Annotated in this window: 15 protein-coding genes; 14 read left to right on the top strand and 1 reads right to left on the bottom strand. The window is 47.4% G+C overall.

The features are described 5' to 3' along the window. Nucleotides 1-93 precede the first annotated feature (93 nt). From HHL17_RS01775 to HHL17_RS01740, 8 genes are all read left to right on the top strand, one after another. On the top strand, nt 94-807 hold the full coding sequence (locus tag HHL17_RS01775; RefSeq protein ID WP_169223089.1) for a DUF4290 domain-containing protein: 714 nt from the start codon (nt 94-96) through the stop codon (nt 805-807). Further along, nucleotides 804-2,114 (top strand): UDP-N-acetylglucosamine 1-carboxyvinyltransferase, encoded by a 1,311-nt coding sequence (gene murA, locus HHL17_RS01770; protein ID WP_169223088.1) that lies wholly within the window; start codon nt 804-806, stop codon nt 2,112-2,114. The genes HHL17_RS01775 and murA overlap by 4 nt, the downstream gene beginning before the upstream one ends. A gap of 109 nt (nt 2,115-2,223) precedes the next feature. Next, complete coding sequence (gene gmk / locus HHL17_RS01765) at nt 2,224-2,793, top strand: guanylate kinase (protein WP_169223087.1); 570 nt, start codon at nt 2,224-2,226, stop codon at nt 2,791-2,793. A 42-nt stretch (nt 2,794-2,835) separates the two neighbouring features. Beyond that, nucleotides 2,836-4,101, top strand: a complete 1,266-nt coding sequence (locus HHL17_RS01760; protein WP_169223086.1) for a hemolysin family protein — start codon at nt 2,836-2,838, stop codon at nt 4,099-4,101. Between the two features lie 581 nt (nt 4,102-4,682). Further along, nucleotides 4,683-5,540, top strand: coding sequence for a twin-arginine translocase subunit TatC (gene tatC, locus HHL17_RS01755; protein WP_169223085.1), 858 nt, complete (start codon nt 4,683-4,685; stop codon nt 5,538-5,540). A 33-nt stretch (nt 5,541-5,573) separates the two neighbouring features. After that, entirely contained in the window at nt 5,574-6,035 is a 462-nt protein-coding gene (gene rpiB, locus HHL17_RS01750; protein WP_169223084.1) for a ribose 5-phosphate isomerase B, read from the top strand. A gap of 126 nt (nt 6,036-6,161) precedes the next feature. Further along, nucleotides 6,162-7,649 (top strand): M28 family peptidase, encoded by a 1,488-nt coding sequence (locus HHL17_RS01745; RefSeq protein ID WP_169223083.1) that lies wholly within the window; start codon nt 6,162-6,164, stop codon nt 7,647-7,649. Nucleotides 7,650-8,537: 888 nt separating this feature from the next. After that, on the top strand, nt 8,538-9,068 hold the full coding sequence (locus tag HHL17_RS01740) for an HdeD family acid-resistance protein (protein WP_169223082.1): 531 nt from the start codon (nt 8,538-8,540) through the stop codon (nt 9,066-9,068). 88 nt (nt 9,069-9,156) lie between these two features. Here the strand turns inward: HHL17_RS01740 and HHL17_RS33690 are convergent, their stop codons facing one another. Next, on the bottom strand, nt 9,157-9,288 hold the full coding sequence (locus HHL17_RS33690; protein ID WP_262889020.1) for a hypothetical protein: 132 nt from the start codon (nt 9,286-9,288) through the stop codon (nt 9,157-9,159). Between the two features lie 77 nt (nt 9,289-9,365). Here HHL17_RS33690 and HHL17_RS01735 point away from each other — a divergent pair, with 77 nt between their 5' ends. The 6 genes from HHL17_RS01735 (at nt 9,366) to nagA (ending at nt 15,452) form a co-directional block, all read left to right on the top strand. Further along, the gene (locus tag HHL17_RS01735) at nt 9,366-9,866 is read left to right on the top strand and encodes an RNA polymerase sigma factor (RefSeq protein ID WP_078669945.1); all 501 of its coding nucleotides are present in this window, start codon (nt 9,366-9,368) and stop codon (nt 9,864-9,866) included. Between the two features lie 392 nt (nt 9,867-10,258). After that, nucleotides 10,259-12,604, top strand: coding sequence for an ATP-dependent helicase (locus HHL17_RS01730; protein WP_169223081.1), 2,346 nt, complete (start codon nt 10,259-10,261; stop codon nt 12,602-12,604). 5 nt (nt 12,605-12,609) lie between these two features. Further along, nucleotides 12,610-13,068, top strand: coding sequence for a regulatory protein RecX (locus HHL17_RS01725; protein WP_169223080.1), 459 nt, complete (start codon nt 12,610-12,612; stop codon nt 13,066-13,068). 65 nt (nt 13,069-13,133) lie between these two features. After that, on the top strand, nt 13,134-13,940 hold the full coding sequence (locus tag HHL17_RS01720; protein ID WP_169223079.1) for an amidohydrolase: 807 nt from the start codon (nt 13,134-13,136) through the stop codon (nt 13,938-13,940). Between the two features lie 12 nt (nt 13,941-13,952). After that, entirely contained in the window at nt 13,953-14,342 is a 390-nt protein-coding gene (locus HHL17_RS01715) for a VOC family protein (protein WP_169223078.1), read from the top strand. A 12-nt stretch (nt 14,343-14,354) separates the two neighbouring features. Continuing rightward, nucleotides 14,355-15,452, top strand: a complete 1,098-nt coding sequence (gene nagA / locus HHL17_RS01710; RefSeq protein ID WP_169223077.1) for an N-acetylglucosamine-6-phosphate deacetylase — start codon at nt 14,355-14,357, stop codon at nt 15,450-15,452. The last annotated feature ends 7 nt before the right edge of the window (nt 15,453-15,459 follow it).

Genomic DNA, 15,459 nt, shown 5'->3' with positions numbered 1-15,459 from the left:
TCGTATTTTTTTGTTATTTTTGCATGGATGTTGTCACTTTACTATCTTCACTTTAAGATGTTCCTACATCAATAATACATTTAAATACATATAATGGAATATAATACCACGCGTAATTACCTGATAATGAAGGAATATGGCCGGAATATCCAGAAAATGGTGGAATTCCTGGGAACCATAGAGGACGACGAGGAGCGCCAGCGCAACGCTATGGCAGTGATAGAATTAATGGGTACGCTGAATCCACATTTGAGGAATGTGGAAGACTTCAGACATAAACTATGGGACCACATATTCAATATATCCGGCTTCACCCTGAAAGTGGAATCACCTTATCCGGTGCCTACACAGGAAGCTTTGCGGGCTAAACCGGACCGTTTGCCTTATCCCAAAAAATATCCACGTAACCGTCACTTCGGTAAAAACCTGGAGATGGTGATCGATAAAGCCCTGCATGAAGATAACACCGAGAAAAAAGAAGGTTTTACCCAGTGCATCGGTAACTACATGAAATTGGCCTATTCCAACTGGCATAAGGAAAGTGTGCATGATGACGCTATCAAGGCGGAATTGGCAGCTATCACCAATGGCGGACTGGAGTTCCAGACAGGCGGCAGTGCATCATCTGTATCTGTACAGACAACCGGCAGCTTTAATCTGGGTGGCAATACCAGCAGCGGTGGCGACCATTTCCGTTCCAACAAACGTAAAAACTTCCAGCAGAACAAACAGTTCAAAAGCAACAGCGGCGGAGGAAAAAATAATAACAAGCACAATAACAAATACAACAAAAACAGGAACAAGTGAGCAGTGCTTTTGAAGTAAGAGGAGGCAACCGTCTCAAAGGTGAAATTATACCGCAGGGTGCCAAAAACGAGGCTTTACAGATCATCAGTGCCGTGATGCTGACTTCAGAGAAAGTCACCATTCACAATATTCCCGATATAGTAGATGTCAACTTGTTGATTGAGCTGCTGGGTGATGCCGGTGTAAAAGTAAACCGTATCAGCCGCGACAAATGTGAGTTTCAGGCAGACGATATCGACCTGGCCTATCTGCAGGGTGCCGATTTTAAAAAGAAATCCGGCAGGCTGCGTGGCTCCGTGATGATTGCCGGTCCGCTGCTGGCCAGATTTGGCAAAGCGCTGATCCCAAAGCCGGGAGGCGACAAAATTGGCCGCCGCCGTCTGGACACGCACATCATCGGTTTCGAAAAACTGGGCGCACGTTTTAACTACGAATCTGACGATAACTATTTCCGCCTGGAGGCCCCTGGTGGCCTGAAAGGTACTTATATGCTGCTGGACGAGCCCAGTGTGACCGGTACCGCCAACATCGTGATGGCCGCTGTACTGGCACAGGGCATTACCACCATCTACAATGCTGCCTGCGAACCTTATCTGCAGCAGCTTTGTAAAATGCTCAACAGCATGGGCGCCCGCATCACTGGTGTAGGTTCCAACCTGCTCACCATTGAAGGGGTGACCAGCCTCGGTGGCTGTCAGCATACCATGCTGCCGGACATGATCGAAATAGGATCATTCATCGGCCTCGCTGCCATGACACAGAGTGAGCTGACCATCAAAAATGCCGGCGTGGAAAGCCTCGGTATCATCCCCGAGAAATTCCGTTCCCTTGGCATTCAGCTGGAAATCAGAGGCAACGACATCTATATTCCTTCCCAGGAATCGTATGAAATACAGACGTTCCTGGATGGTTCCATACTGACCATCGCAGATCATCCGTGGCCCGGCTTCACGCCCGACCTGCTCAGTATTGTGCTGGTAGTGGCTACACAGGCCAAAGGCAGCGTGATGATCCACCAGAAAATGTTCGAGAGCCGTCTGTTCTTCGTGGATAAGCTCATTGACATGGGCGCACAGATCGTACTGTGCGATCCGCACCGTGCCGTGGTAATAGGCCTGGGCCGCCAGCACCCGCTGCGTGGTATAACTATGTCTTCCCCGGATATCCGTGCCGGCGTGTCGCTCCTGATCGCTGCCCTCAGCGCAGAAGGAAAGAGCACTATTCAGAACATCGACCAGATTGACCGCGGTTACCAGTACATCGACGAACGGTTGAGAAACCTGGGAGCCGATATCAAGCGCGTATAAAAACAAACGGTTAATATTACCTCAAAACCCAAATTCCGGGCAACCATTTGCCGGATTTTGGGTTTTGCATTTGAATGACACCGCCACATTTCGATTTTTTATTAGCATAATGGAAAAAAAGATCATCATTATCACCGCCCCCTCCGGAGCGGGTAAAACCACCATCGTAAAGAAGCTGCTGGCCAGCATGCCTGTATTGGCCTTTTCTATATCTGCCGCCACCCGTACGGCCCGCGCCGGCGAGGTGAACGGAAGGGACTATTATTTCATGTCCACCGAAGAATTCCACACCAAAATAGATGAAAATGCTTTCGCGGAATATGAAATGGTGTATGCCGGCAAATATTACGGCACGCTGAAAAGCGAACTGGAACGTATCTGGACCAATGACCAGATCCCCATGGTAGACATCGATGTAAAAGGCGCACTCTCTATTAAAGAACATTACCACCATAAAGCCCTGACGATCTTTATTCAGCCACCATCTATTGACGCACTGCGTAACCGTCTCAGTGACAGAGGCACGGAAACACAGGCATCGATCGACGAGCGGCTGGCTAAGGCACAGTATGAACTGTCGTTCGCTCATGAGTTTGACAAGATTGTAGTCAACGATGAACTGGAACGCGCATACGAAGAAGTAAAAAACCTCGTGGAGGATTTTTTAAATATAAAATAGCAGGGTGATCGTTGGTGTACCTAATTCATTATTTTTGTTAGGATGGACGGATACACAATTATAATTCTAGTTTCTCTCTTACTGCTGGCTGGCTTCTTTGCGGGCATTGAAGCTGCCTTTGCCAATGTAAATAAACTCAGCATTGAGCTCAAAAGAAAGCAGGGGAGAGCTACCGGCAAAATACTGGCCGGTTTTACCGAGCACCCCAGCCGCTTTCTGGCTACCAGCCTCGTAGGGCTTACCATCACCGTGGTGATCTACAGCATCCTGCTGGCCGGTTTCTTTCAGCCTGTATGGCAGGCAAGCAACGCAACGCCGGACAACGTGCCCATGCCGCTGGTGATTTTCCTGGAGATATTACTGGCATCACTAGCCATGTTGTTCCTCGGGTTCTTCATTCCAAGAGCTATTTTCCGCTCACGTCCTGAAACACTGCTGAGCTTTTTTGCATTGCCTATTTCCATCGTGGCCAAACCACTGTATATAATCGGCAATCTGCTGGTGTCTATCTCTGAATGGATGCTGAAATATCTTTTCAACGTCCGTATCCTTGAAACACGGGAATCCTTTACCCGTGTGGATGTAGAGCATTTCATCCGGCAGTCGCAACAGCATGTGGGGGAAAACCAGGAGCTGAATACTGAACTGTTTGAAAATGCACTTTCACTGGCACATGTAAAAATCCGTGGCTGCCTGATCCCGCGTAAAGAAATCGAAGCACTCGATATCAAAAACCCGATCATCGATGCCAGGAAAAAATTCATGGAAACCAAACTGTCCAAGATCATTATCTATGATACTACCATCGATAATATTCTCGGATATATTCATCAGCTGGACATGTTCAAAAATCCACAGAACATTGAAAGCATCATCCATCCGATACTGGCTGTACCGGAAACAATGAGCGCCATCGACCTGCTGAGCAAGTTCAATAAAGAACGTAAGAGCATTGCATGGGTGGTGGATGAGTTTGGTGGTACTGCAGGTATTGTGACCATCGAAGATGTACTCGAAGAAATTTTCGGAGAGATCAAAGATGAACACGATGAAGAAGAGTTCGTGGAAAAACAAATCGCCGAGAAAGAGTACATTTTCTCAGGCAGATTGGAACTAGATTACTTAAATGAAAAATATAGTCTCGATTTTCCGGAAGATGAAAGCGAAACATTGTCCGGTTATATCATCAACCATCATGAAACTATTCCAAAGATCAAAGAACGTATCATTATCGGAGACTATGAGTTTGATATACTGAATGTTACGGATACACGGATTGAGATGGTAAAGATGAAAATCCTGGGATAAAAAGCCGTTTTTTAGCAGGTGTTATACGATGTTTATATGATATAATTTTTTTTATAATGTTTGTATTAACGGTACAATAACAATTTTGCTAAAACGTTTTCAAAAAAAGTAGTAGGAATTTAACACGGATTGTATACATTTGCTGTAGATGATGTAACACAATGATTTGATTTTTGTTAAAAGGTTGTAAAAAAAGTGTTCCAACATTGATAATAAAATAATTCTTGTTATTTTTGTATTACAAAATAAAAGCGACCAGTGATTCTTACTTATTCTGAACGCTTGCCATCAATTAGGTAAGTAGCTGAACTGGAAGCAAAAGACATTCTCGAATTCAACTTTTTTGGGGTTAACAAACAATGGATGAAAGGCCGGCTCTTGATTCTTCTCGGGCTGGCTCTTTTTTTTATACCTACTCATCGCCCGCTATCTTACACAACATCACACCGTTGTACTTCTCCTTCTTCTTAAAAGACTATTAAAAACCGCATACTTTATCGTGCCTGCACTGTAAATTCTAGTCTTCATCCGCTATATTTGTGCTCCTGTAGAAGAAACATTCAACTTCGATCGATCGTATCATGTTAAAGAAACTTTTTTCCAATAACGAGGACAAGGCAGAGATGTCGTTTTTTGATCACCTCGAAGATCTCCGCTGGCACCTCGTAAGATCAGCATTGGCACTAGTCGCGTTCAGTATATTCGGGTTTGTATATACCCAGGAAATCCTGGACAATGTGATATTTGGTCCTACCAACGCCAACTTCCCTTCCTACACTGCTTTATGCAAACTGGGCCATCTGATAGGCATGGGTGATAAACTTTGTATTACACCCGTGAAGGTGACCTTCCTGAACTATAAGATGGTGGGCCAGATCATGCTCCAGTTCAAGCTGGCTTTTATGATTGGCTTTATATGCGCCTTCCCTTATATTTTCTGGGAATTCTGGCGCTTCGTAAAACCCGCGCTGAAAGAGAAAGAGCTGAAAGGCGCCAGGGGCGCTATTTTCTGGGTGTCTTTCCAGTTTTTCCTCGGTATCTGTTTCGCCTATTTCCTGATGGCGCCTTTTACCATCAACTTCCTGGCGTCTTACACTGTTACGGATAAGGCGGTCAACCAATTCTTCATTGATGACTATTTCGATCTGATGACACAGATCGTACTGGGTATGGGGATCTTGTTTGAATTGCCAATATTGGTGTTTTTCCTGACCAAACTGGGCATTCTGACACCAGACTTCCTGAAAGCCTACAGAAGGCACGCTATCGTGGTTATTCTGATCCTGGCGGCCATTATTACACCACCGGACCTGATAGACCAGCTCATTGTGTTCACGCCGTTATACTGTCTTTACGAAATCAGTATCTTTATATCCAAAAAAGCGCTCCGTGACAGAGAAGCAGTAGAGCGGAAACAGGAAGTGCAGGAATGGTCTTAAAAGTGGATACTATTAACCGTAAACAGTAACGCTATGCAACAACATACTACCTTTGACACTACTTTGCCTGTAGCTATTGGGTCAGACCACGCCGGATTTGAATACAAAGAGGAGGTGATCTCCTATTTGGAAGCAAAAGGCCTGACGGTAAAAGATTTTGGCACACATACCAAAGATTCAGTGGATTACCCGGACTACGCACATCCGGTATCTACAGCCGTTGAAAGAGGATTGGCAGCCTTCGGTATCCTGGTCTGCGGCAGTGCCAACGGAGTGGCCATCACGGCCAATAAGCACCAGGGCATCCGCGCTGCCATCTGCTGGGGCGAAGAGTTGTCCAGGCTGGCACGCTCCCATAACAATGCGAACGTATTGTGTATTCCCGCCCGTTTTGTGGACGTAGCCGTGGCTAACCAGATGGTAGACGTATTCATTGATACACCATTTGAAGGCGGCCGTCACCAGAACCGTGTCAGCAAAATGGCCTGTCTGTAATGGTTTTTGACCATTCCCCACTAAGGATGGCCAATACCTTTTCATAATATTTGTAACTTAAAGAGCCGGATGAAAATCCGGCTCTTTTTTTATAAGCCGGTATCCGGTTTCACCAAAAAACAGTTCATGAGATTGTTAGCTACGGCAGTATGTATCTTTTCGCTGTCAACTGTATTCGCACAAGGGAAATCCCCGCTAGTTTTTGAAAAAGCCACCGCCCTGCGTTATGGTGCCACTATTACGCCAGCATCAACTAAAGCGCAACTGGCCGTTATTGCCGGAGAAGAGATGGAAGGAAGGGAAACCGGTACACGCGGGCAGAAAAGGGCTGCCGCCTATATTCTGTCACAGTTCAGGGAAGCAGGACTACAACCCGGAGCCAATGGCCAGTGGGAGCAACATTATCCACTGTACCGCGACAGCCTGGAAACAGGCATCATTACCACCGGAGGCCGCACTTTCCATTTCGGGACTGACTTCTACGCCAATGTGCAGGAAACACCCAATATCAATATGGAAGCCGGGGTGATATTTGCCGGTTACGGCGTCGTTACCCCTGAACGCAACGATTACAAAGGGCTTGATGTGAAAGGTAAAATTGTGATGGTCCGCGAAGGCGTGCCCACGGGTGTGCTGCGTGAAAAAGCCAATCCCACGGAAAAAGCGGCGGTGGCAGCTTTCCGTGGCGCTACCGCATTGCTGGTCGTGAGTAAAAGCGCCAACCGCTTCCGGTTGCTGGACCAGGAATATCTCCGCAGAACAGACATCTACAAAAGCCGTGATACCAGCGGCAGACCAGGCGTTTATTACATCACCCCGGTCATGGCAGCGGCCATCATGGGGCGGGACAGCGTGCAGGCTGAGAAAGGATTATTACCTGTAGAGGCGCCGCAAGCGCTGCAAATCCGTTTTGAGAAAAAGGACCTTACGCTCCGGCCCTCCAATGTGCTGGGTTATCTCGAAGGAACAGACAAAAAAGATGAGCTGGTATTTATTACCGCGCATTATGATCACCTGGGCATTGTAGATGGCAAAATCAACTATGGCGCAGATGACGACGGCTCAGGGACCACCGCCGTCATAGAAATGGCAAAAGCTTTCGGAAAGGCCGCCCGTGAAGGCCACCGGCCCCGCAGAAGCATAGTGTTCATGACTGTTTCCGGCGAAGAAAAAGGTTTGCTGGGATCTGACTATTATACATCAAATCCGGTATATCCGCTGGCCAAAACCGTGGTGGACCTGAATATTGACATGATTGGACGTATTGATCCGGAGCATGAGCATGATCCCAACTATATCTACATCATCGGGGATGATAAAATCAGCAGCGCGTTGCGCCCGCTCAGTGAGAACGTGAATAATAATTTCACGCGTTTCAAGCTAGATTACAAGTTTAACGATCCGAACGACCCGCATCAGTTTTACTATCGTTCTGATCACTACAACTTCGCCCGTCATGGTATTCCGGTGATTTTTTATTTCAATGGCACACATGCCGATTATCACCAGCCAACAGATACCGTGGAGAAAATCAATTACGATTTACTGGCCAGGAGAGCGCAGCTGGTGTTTTACACCGCCTGGCAGATTGCGATGACGGACACCAAACTATGATGGCCATGATTCCTGCTGATGCTCCTGATTTGCGGAGATGGATGCGAAGAAGTGGGTAGGAGACTTACAGCAATTAATATCACTCACTATTTTACCGTCTTAATTGATGACCACAGGCCATCAATTAAGACGGTTTTTTTTGAGATCACTATTATTTTTTCTAAAGAAAAACAGCGACTTTAAACCTCTGAGACAGGGTGTCGTCATATAACAGACTTAATGATTTGCCAGGGTAGTCATCTACATGTTCCATTGTCTTATTTTCGGTACTATCAGCACCGGTAGCAGTCCTGTCTATCCTATTCTCGGTATCTGTCTCCGCTGTGATCTCCGTGAATCAGGGGCATCAGCAGGAATCATGACCATCACAGTTCAGTTTTTTTTGTTTTTTTTAACAAAATTTTATAAATTGTGTATAGTGTCCTAGCTTAAAATAATAGATATATATATCATATATTTTATGTGAATTTGTGATTGAATGTAAGCATTGTCATTTGAGTGAGATCGGACGATTTTTTTTCGAGAGTCAGGAAAAAACCCTTTAAAACATTTTTCGACAAACCTGTTGTTGTTCAAATCGGTATTTATAGTATCAGGCGGTGTATAAGCTCGTCATTTGTTGAACCGGAAACTTAGACCCCGCTATTTGGTAACCATATAAATTTACCATCATGAAAGCACCTGCCACCTTTCCATTGATGACCCATTGTGCCCGCAGGATGTATGCATTAGTCCCGCGCCGATGTTGTCATGGAATTCCATAGGGAGGCCATCATCGTTTTATAATGTATCCATGAAAACTCAAGATATACCTGGTTGTTTAAACGCGATTTTGTACCCTATTCATTTAGCCGGAGTGCTCATTGTGAAATTATAAAACGAGGATGCATGCGTAATTTTTATAGTGCCTATTGGTGGATTTTTTTGCTCAGAGGAATATTTGCATTGGTGCTGGGATTGCTGGCTATCATATGGCCGGGGGTTACTTTCGCCACTTTGATTGTCTTTTTGGGAGCTTACCTTTTTATCGCCGGTGTTTTTGCGGTGGTAGGCGCTATCGCCGCCCGCAAGACTGCTGAGAACTGGGGGATATTTTTGTTGTCTGGTTTAACAGGTGTTATATTAGGTATCCTTACATTATACAATCCTTTTGCCACTGGTGCGGCTTTGATTTTCCTGGTAGGCTTTTGGGCGATGCTGGCCGGTATTTTTGAAATCATTATTGCGATCAGACTAAGAGCTTTGATAACCGGTGAAGGTTGGTATATCGCTGGCGGACTGCTGTCTATACTCTTTGGCATTCTGCTGTTGTCTAACCCCGAAACGGCTGCTATTACGCTGACATGGTTGTTTGGCTTTTATGCAGTGATATCGGGAGTCATGTTGATATCGTTATCGTTCCGGTTACGGAGAAAATAATAAGAAACGGAAGACCCTTGTTGTTGTTCAACTAAATTATCCCCATATGCAAGCTTATTTTCTAACTAAAACGCTTATACGATGATGATCAAGACACCTGGTTAGAGGCGCCTGTTTCAGCGTCTGCCCCGCCGGTGTTGATACCACCGCGGTCCCGACGCCAGCAGGTGCCGGCAGTACACCGGTCCGGAGTACCGGTGGCCACCATTTGCTGCCCCACATTCCGTATGCTTACTCCCTGGCCCTCAAATGGGTTAGCATGCTGTAGCCTTATTTGAAAATTTAAAGTTAACCGTTATGTCATCCACCGAATTCAACAATTTGTTACTGGGAAATGCTGATTTCCTACGGCCGTATGCAGTTACGCTAACCAAAGACTCTGAATCCGCCAAGGACCTCTATCAGGAAACCTTGTTCAGAGCTTTGTCCAATCGTGATAAATACCTCGCCGGCACCAATATTCGGGCATGGTTGTATACCATCATGCGGAATATTTTTATCAATAATTACCGGAGAGGGAACCGTCAGTATAAATTGCTGGACAATGCCGTCGGCGATTACCTGTTGAGCCACCAGCCTTCTGCTATCGGCAATTTTGCTGAATCAGACTTGCGGGTGAAAGATGTACAGATGGCCGTTTACAATCTGCCGGTTATCTTTAAACAGCCCTTCCTGCTTTATTTTGAAGGATATAAGTACTATGAAATCGCGGCTATCCTCAATGAACCATTGGGTACCGTGAAAAGCCGCATCCATTTTGCGCGGAAAATGCTGAAAACCAGGATAACCCGGCACTAAATGTTATTTGGAATATTTACCAGTTGTAAGGCTTTTGGAAACCGGAGGCCCGGCAAACAGGACAAAATACCGGAAGCCGCTGTTCTATGAATACCCGATAGTGGGCTGAGATGTGTTATGATACGCCAATAACCCGTGTTGCAGCGCCCCCTGCAGCTCAGATGGCCAGTATCTGTTGTGCTAAGTTTGCGGGCTTCGGTTCAGGCCGCAGCCCCGAAAGTGAACATACTTTCCTATTCCGTTTTCATCGTTCTAAAAATATCCCGTAACCGTCCCTTTCAGCCTGCTGGCCACATCCCGCCAGCAAAAGTCAGGAGTGTGCCCTACTGCCGCTGTAAAATAAAAAGAATCACAGTTTCATTTCGTACTTTTACACCCTCAAAAAAGTCGTGATGAAGGCAAATTATTTAGACGAGCTTAACGAAAGACAGCGGGAAGCAGTAGTACATATCAATGGCCCCCTGATGATCGTTGCAGGCGCCGGTTCGGGAAAAACAAAAGTACTGACCACGCGTATTGCACACCTGATGCGGAATGGGGTCGACGCGTTTAATATTCTGTCGCTGACTTTTACCAATAAAGCAGCACGTGAAATGAAAGAACGTGTGGAAAAAATCCTGGGAGGCAGCGAAGCCCGCAACCTCTATATCGGTACCTTCCACTCCGTATTTGCCCGCCTTCTCCGTGCAGAAGCACACCGGCTGGGTTACCCCAACGATTTTACCATCTATGATGCAGATGATGCCAAAAGCGTTGTTAAAACCATCGTCAACGAGCTTAACCTCGACGATAAGCACTATAAACCGAACTTCGTATACAACCGGATCTCCGCTGCCAAAAACAGCCTGATGGGACCGGAAGAATATCAGCTCGATCATCTCGTACAACAGGAAGACATGCGGGCCAACAGACCCCTGATCGGAAAGATCTACGATATGTACGCCAAGCGCTGCTTTAAAAACGGCGCGATGGACTTCGATGATCTCCTCTTCAAAATGTACGTGCTGCTCAAAAGTTTCCCTGAAGTACTGCACAAATACCAGCACAAGTTTAAATACATCATGATCGATGAGTATCAGGATACCAACCCTGCTCAGTACGAGATCATTAAACTGCTGGGCGCTGTCAACGAAAATATATGCGTGGTAGGCGATGATGCCCAGAGCATCTACTCCTTCCGCGGCGCTACCATCCAAAACATCCTCCAGTTTGAAAAAGACTATGATGATGTGAAAGTGGTGAAACTGGAACAGAACTACCGCAGTACCAAATCCATCCTGAGTGTGGCCAACGAAGTCATTGCCCACAACAAAGGACAGATTGAAAAAAATCTGTGGACCGACAATACTGAAGGTGATACCATCAAACTGGTACGTACCATGACTGATAATGAAGAAGGGAAGTTCGTAGCGGACACCATCGCAGAACAAAAGCTGCGCAACCACTACGAAAACCGGGATTTCGTTATCCTCTACCGTACCAACGCCCAGAGCCGTTCCTTCGAGGAAAGCCTCCGTCGGAAAGCCATTCCCTACCGTATCTTCGGTGGCCTGTCGTTCTACCAGCGCAAGGAAATCAAGGATTTTGTGGCTTACCTCCGTGTAACCATGAACACCCGCGATGAAGAAGCGCTGAAGAGGATCATCAACTACCCGGTGCGTGGCATCGGTAAAACCACCCTGGAAAAAACTATTGTGCTCGCCAATGAGCACAACATCACCATGTGGGAAGTGCTGGAAAGAGCCAGGGAATTCGGTTTCAAAGGTGGTACCGTTGAAGCGATCGAAGCTTTTGTGGTGATGATCAAAAGTTTCCAGGCACTACTGACTACCCACAACGCGTATGATGTAGCAGTGGTAGTAGGCAAATCCACCAATATCGTAAAAGAACTGTTCAACGATAAGACCACCGAAGGTCTCGCCCGTTACGAAAACGTGCAGGAGTTGTTGAACTCCATCAAGGAGTTCACCGAAACACCGGATGAAGAAGGAGAACTGCTGGATAATAAAACCATGGGCACCTATCTGCAGCAGATCACTCTGCTCACCGACGCAGATCAGGGCACGGATGAAGACAGCAACGTCGTGAAACTGATGACCATCCACGCTGCGAAAGGACTGGAGTTTCCCGTGGTATTTACAGTGGGCCTTGAAGAAACCCTGTTCCCCAGCGGGATGTCGATCAATACCCGTGAAGAGCTGGAAGAGGAGAGACGTTTGTTCTATGTCGCTATTACCCGCGCGAAAGCAAGACTGTGGCTTACGCATGCCAACAGCCGTTATCGCTTCGGTAACCTGGTACAGAATGAGCCCAGCCGCTTCCTTGAAGAGATGCCGGAAAAATTCATTGACCGCAGTTACGCCGGTGGCGGAAGCGTCCGCAATGCTTTCGGCGGTGGCAACACTTCCGGATGGGGCGGTGGCAGCAATATGGGTAACATGTTTGACCGGATGCAGAAAAAGGCGCCCGGACAACCAGCTTCTCAGCCATCCTCTCCCAAACCGGCGCCAAGGCCAACTTCACCTGCTACTACCCACGTGCCTACGCCCGGCTTTGCCCCGGACGATCCGGCAGGAATGGAACCCGGTATGCAGGTGGAACACCAGAAATTCGGCTTCGGTACCATCACGGCCATGGAAGGCGCTCCCAACAACAGGATAGCGACAGTCGTATTCCCTAAAGGCGGTGGTGAAAAGAAAATTATGCTTAACTACGCCAAGCTGAGGATCGTAAGATAACCTGCATGGAAAAAGAACTGGAGATGCTGCGTCGCTACTGCGCTTATCAGGAGCGGTGCCATCAGGAAGTGAAATATAAATGCCTGGAGCTGGGATTACGTGGTGATGCCGTGGATGAAGCGATAGCGGAACTGATAGCAGACAACTTCCTGAATGAGGAAAGATACGCCAAAGCCTTTGCGGGCGGTAAATTCAGGATAAAACAATGGGGCCGCAACAAAATAAAGGCGGAACTGAAACAAAAACAGGTGTCTGACTACTGCATCAGGAAAGGGCTGGCGGAGATTGATGGAGACGATTACTACGCTGCGCTGCTAAAGCTGGCTGATAGGAAATGGCAGTCACTTGACCGTGAAACTGCGCTCAAACGGCGGTACAAAACGATGCAGCACCTTTTGCAGCGTGGGTTTGAGAGCTCCCTGATTAACGACGTGCTTGAAGAAATTGCAAATAATGATGCCTGAAAATAGAATAATTTGAAAAGTTTCTAATCCCTCAGGCAGTACATTTGTAGCTATAATACCCAATAATGGCAGATTTAAAAGTTACACTGATACAATCCCGGCTTTACTGGGAAGATATTGCGGCAAACCTGCAAATGTTTGATGAAAAAATCGACAGCATCGGTGAGCGGACAGAAGTGGTGTTTTTACCCGAAATGTTCAGTACCGGCTTCAGCATGCAGCCGGAGAAACTGGCAGAAACCATGGATGGAAGCGCTGTGCAGTGGATGAAGAAAAAGGCTGCGGAGAAAAATGTCATCCTCACCGGCAGCCTGATCATCGAAGAAAACGGTCATTATTTAAACCGCCTCATCTGGATGCTGCCCAACGGCACCTATGGCACCTATGATAAGCGCCACCTGTTTGGTTATGCCGGCGAACATGAGCACTACCAATCGGGCAACAAACGGCTGATTGCACAGGTGAAAGGCTGGAAAATCAATCTGAATATCTGTTACGATATGCGTTTCCCGGTATGGGCCCGCAATACCATCCAGCAAGACGGCACCCCCGCCTATGATGTGCTGGTATATGTGGCCAACTGGCCGGAACGCCGCAGCACTGCGTGGACCACACTGCTGCAGGCCCGCGCCATCGAAAACCAGTGTTACGCTATCGGCGTTAACAGAGTTGGCGATGACGGCAATAAAATCTACCACAGCGGGGAAACCAGCCTGATAGATCCAATGGGCGAAATCATCTACCGCAAGTCACATGATGAGGATATCTTTACGTATACCCTTCAACGTGACAGACTGGAAGAAGTCAGGAAAAATATTCCTTTCCTCAAAGATGCCGATAACTTCACTATTCTCAGTAACGAACTCGTTTAACCTTTATCATAGATGCTCCTGCAGGCCGTACATCATATCGCTATAATTTGTGCTGATTATCATCGTAGTAAGGCCTTTTATACCGATGTGCTGGGTCTGCAGGTCATCCGGGAGGTATACCGTGAAGAACGTGACTCCTGGAAGCTGGACCTGGCACTGGGCGACCAGTATGTGATAGAACTTTTTTCCTTCCCTGATCCGCCGCCACGGGCTAGTCGCCCTGAAGCCTGCGGCCTCCGTCACCTTGCCTTTGCCGTGAAGGATATCGCTGCTGCGGTACAGGAACTGCACCAGAAAGGTGTGCCCACAGAAACCATTCGTATAGACCCTTACACCGGTAAGCGTTTCACTTTTTTTACTGACCCTGATGGCCTACCTTTAGAGTTGTACGAACAGCCCTAATATATTTTCGCCATGTCCGCTATTTATACAAACGCCCTGATATTCACCGGCGACAGGATTCTCAGTGACCATGCAGTTGTGACGGACCATCACCTGATTACAGGCATCGTGCCGGCTTCAGAATACAAAGGTCATCCCGATGTGATAGACCTGGAAGGTGGGTTCATGGCCCCGGCTTTTGTGGATTTACAGGTATACGGCGGCAATGGCAGCGTATTCTTCCTAAACCCTTCTGTAGAAAGTCTCCAGGCCACTTATGAAGCCAGTAAAGCTGGCGGTGCGGCCCATATCATGCCTACCCTGGCCACCATAGCGCCGGAGAAAGTATTGCTGGCCATACAAGCTGTCAGGGATTACTGGCGGGAAGGCGGGAGAGGAGTGCTGGGGCTGCATCTGGAAGGCCCTTTCATCAATCCGGTGAAAAAAGGAGCACATCTTGAAAAGTACATTCATCCGCTTACCCGGGAGGATGTAAACTGGATACTGCATCACGGCAAAGGCGTGGTGAAGATGATCACCCTGGCGCCGGAATGCTGTGACCCCGTGCTGGTAAAAGAATTGCAGGACGCTGGCATCACCATTTTTGCAGGCCATAGCAACGCTACCTATGCAGAAGCTATGGCAGCCTTTGAAAGCGGTATTCATCATGTAACGCATCTGTTCAACGCCATGTCGCCGCTGGAAAGCCGTGCGCCCGGACTGGTAGGAGCGGTATATAATCAGCCTAAAATATTTGCCAGCATTGTGGCAGACGGTGTGCATGTGGACTTTGCCACGGTCAGCATCAGCCACAAGATAATGGACGGCCGCCTTTTTCTCATCTCCGATGCGGCAGCGGAGAATCCCGAAGGGGATTATGTTTACATACAGGAAAAAGACCGCTATGTCAATGCCGCCGGTGTACTGGCCGGCTCCCGGCTGACCATGCTGCAGGCAGTGCACAACTGCGTGGAGAAGGCTGGCATACCACTACACACCGCCCTTCAGATGGCATCCCTTTACCCGGCGCGGGCTTTGCGCCTTCACACACGGTTAGGACGCATCGAAACCGGCTATGAGGCGGCATTTATCGTGTTGCGGGACCACTGGGATATGACAGTTTACTGTTAATACTACT

It is taken from the genome of Chitinophaga fulva, from assembly GCF_012927205.1.
Lineage (GTDB): Bacteria > Bacteroidota > Bacteroidia > Chitinophagales > Chitinophagaceae > Chitinophaga > Chitinophaga fulva.
The sequence above is the reverse complement of the archived record's forward strand: the minus strand, read 5'-3'. Positions and strand labels throughout refer to the sequence as shown.

Excerpts from the sequence above, each read along its gene's own strand:
- nagA (WP_169223077.1), top strand. The coding sequence starts at position 14,355 with ATGTCCGCTATTTATACAAACGCCCTGATATTCACCGGCGACAGGATT.
- HHL17_RS01735 (WP_078669945.1), top strand. The coding sequence starts at position 9,366 with ATGTCATCCACCGAATTCAACAATTTGTTACTGGGAAATGCTGATTTC.
- tatC (WP_169223085.1), top strand. The coding sequence starts at position 4,683 with ATGTTAAAGAAACTTTTTTCCAATAACGAGGACAAGGCAGAGATGTCG.
- HHL17_RS01760 (WP_169223086.1), top strand. The coding sequence starts at position 2,836 with ATGGACGGATACACAATTATAATTCTAGTTTCTCTCTTACTGCTGGCT.
- HHL17_RS01775 (WP_169223089.1), top strand. The coding sequence starts at position 94 with ATGGAATATAATACCACGCGTAATTACCTGATAATGAAGGAATATGGC.
- HHL17_RS01715 (WP_169223078.1), top strand. The coding sequence starts at position 13,953 with ATGCTCCTGCAGGCCGTACATCATATCGCTATAATTTGTGCTGATTAT.
- HHL17_RS01740 (WP_169223082.1), top strand. The coding sequence starts at position 8,538 with ATGCGTAATTTTTATAGTGCCTATTGGTGGATTTTTTTGCTCAGAGGA.
- HHL17_RS01720 (WP_169223079.1), top strand. The coding sequence starts at position 13,134 with ATGGCAGATTTAAAAGTTACACTGATACAATCCCGGCTTTACTGGGAA.
- rpiB (WP_169223084.1), top strand. The coding sequence starts at position 5,574 with ATGCAACAACATACTACCTTTGACACTACTTTGCCTGTAGCTATTGGG.
- HHL17_RS01745 (WP_169223083.1), top strand. The coding sequence starts at position 6,162 with ATGAGATTGTTAGCTACGGCAGTATGTATCTTTTCGCTGTCAACTGTA.
- HHL17_RS01725 (WP_169223080.1), top strand. The coding sequence starts at position 12,610 with ATGGAAAAAGAACTGGAGATGCTGCGTCGCTACTGCGCTTATCAGGAG.
- HHL17_RS01730 (WP_169223081.1), top strand. The coding sequence starts at position 10,259 with ATGAAGGCAAATTATTTAGACGAGCTTAACGAAAGACAGCGGGAAGCA.
- gmk (WP_169223087.1), top strand. The coding sequence starts at position 2,224 with ATGGAAAAAAAGATCATCATTATCACCGCCCCCTCCGGAGCGGGTAAA.